This is a genomic window from Collimonas sp. (assembly GCF_039923675.1).
GTDB lineage: Bacteria > Pseudomonadota > Gammaproteobacteria > Burkholderiales > Burkholderiaceae_D > Collimonas.
This window is the reverse complement of the sequence record NZ_JBDTCG010000051.1, coordinates 1-4,126: the sequence shown is the minus strand read 5'-3', so window position 1 is coordinate 4,126 and position 4,126 is coordinate 1. Positions and strand designations below refer to the sequence as shown.

At 59.7% G+C, this 4,126-nt stretch carries 5 protein-coding genes; all 5 read right to left on the bottom strand.

Translation table 11 applies throughout. From position 1 onward, the window contains the following. Positions 1–606, bottom strand: a 606-nt coding sequence (gene selB, locus ABI171_RS09605) for a selenocysteine-specific translation elongation factor (RefSeq protein ID WP_348092342.1), incomplete at its 3' end; no start/stop codon positions are given. Continuing rightward, positions 603–2,051, bottom strand: coding sequence for an L-seryl-tRNA(Sec) selenium transferase (selA, locus tag ABI171_RS09600; RefSeq protein ID WP_348092341.1), 1,449 nt, complete (start codon positions 2,049–2,051; stop codon positions 603–605). The genes selB and selA, both read right to left, overlap by 4 nt. Beyond that, positions 2,052–2,999, bottom strand: a complete 948-nt coding sequence (fdhE, locus tag ABI171_RS09595; RefSeq protein WP_348092340.1) for a formate dehydrogenase accessory protein FdhE — start codon at positions 2,997–2,999, stop codon at positions 2,052–2,054. It lies immediately after the preceding gene. 142 nt (positions 3,000–3,141) lie between these two features. After that, on the bottom strand, positions 3,142–3,792 hold the full coding sequence (locus tag ABI171_RS09590) for a formate dehydrogenase subunit gamma (RefSeq protein ID WP_348092339.1): 651 nt from the start codon (positions 3,790–3,792) through the stop codon (positions 3,142–3,144). Next, positions 3,789–4,126, bottom strand: a 338-nt coding sequence (locus ABI171_RS09585; protein ID WP_348092338.1) for a formate dehydrogenase N subunit beta transmembrane domain-containing protein, incomplete at its 5' end; no start/stop codon positions are given. The genes ABI171_RS09590 and ABI171_RS09585, both read right to left, overlap by 4 nt.

The window sequence follows — 4,126 nt, the reverse complement described above, 5'->3', positions numbered from 1 at the left end:
CGAGAAAGCAGTTCCGGTTACCACTGTGCCGTGTCCTGGCAGGGTGAATACCCGGTCTATCGCCAGCCTGAAGAATCCGTCGGCGCGATGCGGCGGCAAGCTTTGTGCCGTTGCATGCAAATGCTGTTGCAAGGCAGTCGTACCGGCGTCCCGCGGGAGATGCGCCGCAACGGAAAAAATCGGCGCGCCTGCCAGCTTTGTGTCTGCCAGCAGCTCTTGAATCTCATTGGCGACCTCCGCAACGCGTGCCTGGTCGACACGGTCGATTTTGGTCAAGGCTACCGCGCCGGCATCAACTCCCAGCCATTGCAGGATTTCCAGGTGCTCGCGGGTTTGCGGCATGACGCCGTCATCGGCGGCGATGACGAACAGCGCGAAGTCGATGCCGGATGCGCCTGCCACCATGGTGTGCACCAGGCGCTCGTGGCCGGGGACGTCGATGAATCCCAGCACTTCGCCGTTTGGCAGCGCAGTGTAGGCATAGCCGAGTTCAATCGAAATGCCTCGCTCCTGTTCTTCCTTGAGACGGTCGGTATCGACCCCGGTCAGCGCCTTGATCAGCGTGGTCTTGCCGTGATCGACATGTCCGGCGGTGCCGACGATCATAGGGACAAATCCTGCAACTGAGCGTTGAACAAGGCTTCGTCATGCTCTTCCAGGCAACGGCAATCCAGCCACAGCGCATCGTTGGCGATGCGGCCGATGACCGGGCGCGGCAATTGCCGCAGCGCTTTTTCCAGTTTGTCGAGCGCGCGGCCGTGGCGTTTGCCGCCGTTGGCGGCATTCCCGGCGCGCAGCGCCAGGCCGTAGCTTGGCAACTGATCGACCGGCAACGCGCCGCTGCCGATCTGGCTGAACATCGCTTCAGCAGTGACGGAATATCGGTCTGCCAGCACGCTCTGCAGTAGCGGTAGCAGACGTTCTGCCTGGGCCCGTATCAGCGTTTGCGGACGGGTCAGCAAGCGCAGGGTGGTAAGACGCTGCGCCAGAAATTCCGGCGCCAGATACAGGCGCAATACCGGCTCCAGCGCCGCCAGTGTGAGTTTGCCGACGCGCAGTGCGCGCTTCAGCGGATTTTTCTTGATGAGGCGGATCAGGTCCGCGCGGCCGACGATGATGCCGGCTTGCGGTCCGCCCAGCAGCTTGTCGCCGCTGAAGGTGACCAGGTCAGCGCCTTGGCGGATGGTTTCCCGTACGGTGGTCTCTGCCGGCAAGCCCCATTGCGTCAGGTCGATCAGCGTGCCGCTGCCGAGATCGACTGTGACGGCAATGCCGTGCGGTCGCGCCAGTTCTGCCAGTGCGGCGATTTCGACGCTGCTGGTGAAGCCGCTGATAGCGTAATTGCTGCAATGGACTTTCATCAGCATCGCGCAGCGCGCCGTGATGGCATTGGCATAGTCGGCGGGATGAGTGCGGTTGGTAGTGCCGACTTCGATCAGCTTGGCGCCGGCGCGCTGCATGATGTCGGGAACCCGGAATGCGCCGCCGATTTCCACCAGCTCGCCGCGCGAGACGATGACTTCTTTCTTTTGCGCCAGCGCGTTCAGCATCAGGAATACTGCGGCGGCGTTGTTGTTGACGACGGTGGCCGCTTCGGCGCCGGTGAGTTCGCACAATACGTCTTCCACCAGGCTGTCGCGGTCGCCGCGGCCGCCGGTTTCCAGATCGAATTCAAGATTGGCGGGATTGGTCAGCGCACTGATGACGGCCTGCACTGCTTCATCCGGCAGCAGCGCACGCCCCAGATTTGTGTGCAGAACAGTGCCGGTGAGATTGAATATCGCACGCAGATGCAAGCGGCTGGCAGCAGCCAGTTGCCGCTCCAGGCAGGAGCTCAAGCTGGCGTCGTCAACCGCGCTGGCAGCAAGTTTTCCGGCCAGCGCCTGGCTCCTGAATTCATCCAGAAGCTTGCGTACGGCGGCGGTCACCTGGGTGCGTCCATATTGCGCGAGCAAGGGCTGGGTTTGCGACAGGTTCAGAACGCGGTCGACGGCAGGAATGTCACTGGCGGCGGCCAGGAGCGGACTGACCAACGACATTGCGCCTGTCATTCAGCCCTCCGCCGCTTGCCACAACAGCGGGTTGCCTTGGCGCCGGATATAGTCGGTTTCACCCATCAACAGATCCAGCGTCAAACTCGCCAGGTCGTCGGCAACCGGTTCCACATACGGATCCTTTTCCTGATAAAAAATTTTCAGCCAGCTGTGGCATTCGTCGCAGGTCTCGGCTTTAGTGCTGGCCGCGCCCGGCGCCAGTTCATCTTCAATGGATTGGTAAGCGATGCCTTTGGTGGAATCGCAATAGGAACACTTGATGCGCACCATATGCCATTCTGCGGCGCACATGCCGCATTGCAGATAGCGGTGGCCTTGTGATTGCCCGTCCATCCGCACCACGCTGGCGACCGGCATCGAACCGCAGCACGGGCATAAACCCGGGGTATCGAGCAGCGGCACATCGCGAACCTGGAAACGCGTCACAAGATCGCTGCATATCACCTGCAAGGCTGCTGTGTAGAACGGCGCACTGGCCGGGTCGACGATTTCATTGTTTCGCCGCAAAATAGCCTCGGCCTGGCTGTCGTGCTGGTTGGCGCTGCTTTGTTGAATGCGTTCTATCAACCCGGTTAGCTGCAGCGGCATATCCGTGGATTTGGCAAGTTGCTCCAACAATTGGTCCAGTACCGTTTGCCAATGCGGGTTGCGCACTTGATCGGTGACGAGAATCAACGGCATCAGATGCGTCTGGGCGAGATTATTGCGGGCTTGATCCTGTGCCTGATCGTTCGGTTCGCCGGCTAATCGGTTCAATGCAGTTTGTTGAATTTCTGCCAGCAACGCCATCAGCTTCAGGTAGTCGCCGATGGGGTTGCCTGCCGCCAGCTGTTTCAGGCGTTGTGCGCGGTCGCTAAACATGCTGGCGCGTTGTGGCAAACGTATGCGAGGAATCGCGTTGTGATCCAGTGCTTCGATTTCGCCGGGTTCGAGGATACGTTGCAAGGTAGTTCCTTGTTTTTTCGCGGGAATTGAAAACCCGCGGAAACCGCGGAAAAGCTGGCCGCTGTCTATTTTCGCGAAATACCTTTTGAAACACAAGTTACCAACGTAGCTTAATTATCTTGCAAGGGTTGCGCAACTGATTTTATTCTCCCGTCATTTTCCGGTACCAATCCGCATGATGTTTGCGTGCCCAGGCGCGGCTCACCGTACCGCGCGTCATGGCGCCGACCGTTCCCTTGACCCAGATCGCTGCATAGATATGCACAACGATGCCGACGATCAGCCCAAAGCCGCACAGCGCATGCAATACGACAGCGAGCCGGATCACAAAGATCGGGAACAGCCAGGAAAACCAGGCGCGCCAGATGACGATGCCGGACAGCAGCAAGCCAGCCATGCAGGCGATCATGACCCAGAACAGCAGTTTCTGGCCACCGTTGTAACGGCCTACCGGCGGCAGGTTTTCTTCGCGGTTGTTGATGACATCGCCAACATTTTCCAGCCAGGCGATGTCATTTTTGCTGATCAGGTTGTGCCGCCAGAAGCGCAGGGCCAGCAGCATAAAGCAGGCGAACATTACTAAGCCGATAAACGGATGCAGGATGCGGGTCCAGGGGCCGCCGCCCAGTACGAAGCTGAGCCAGAACATGGCGGGGTGAAACAAGGCCAGTCCGGACAGCGCCAGTACCACGAACGTGATGGCGACCACCCAGTGATTGATGCGCTCGCCGGCGTTGTAACGGACGATGCTGTCTTTTTTTACATCTCGTTCGGCGTTGTCAGAGTTGTTCATGGTGGCAGATCCTGTCCGCTGATATTGGGATCGTTTGCATTGTTCTCGGGGGTGGTGAGCAGGGCGGCGCGTTTCGACGCGCGTGACTCTTCCTCTTCTGCAGCCTGGTCGTCATCCGTGACTTCGTTCGGCCCGACCTTGATATAGTGGAAAAATCCCGCGAGCGCGGTGAGCGCGATGCCGGCCAGCGCCAGCGGCTTGGCGGCGCCTTTCCACAAGCCGACCAGCGGACTGATGCGGGGATTCTCCGGCAGGCCGTGATAGAGCGATGGTTTATCGGCATGATGCAGTACATACATGACGTGCGTACCGCCTACACCAGGCGGATCGTAGA

Excerpts from the sequence above, each read along its gene's own strand:
- selA (WP_348092341.1), bottom strand. The coding sequence starts at position 2,051 with ATGACAGGCGCAATGTCGTTGGTCAGTCCGCTCCTGGCCGCCGCCAGT.
- ABI171_RS09590 (WP_348092339.1), bottom strand. The coding sequence starts at position 3,792 with ATGAACAACTCTGACAACGCCGAACGAGATGTAAAAAAAGACAGCATC.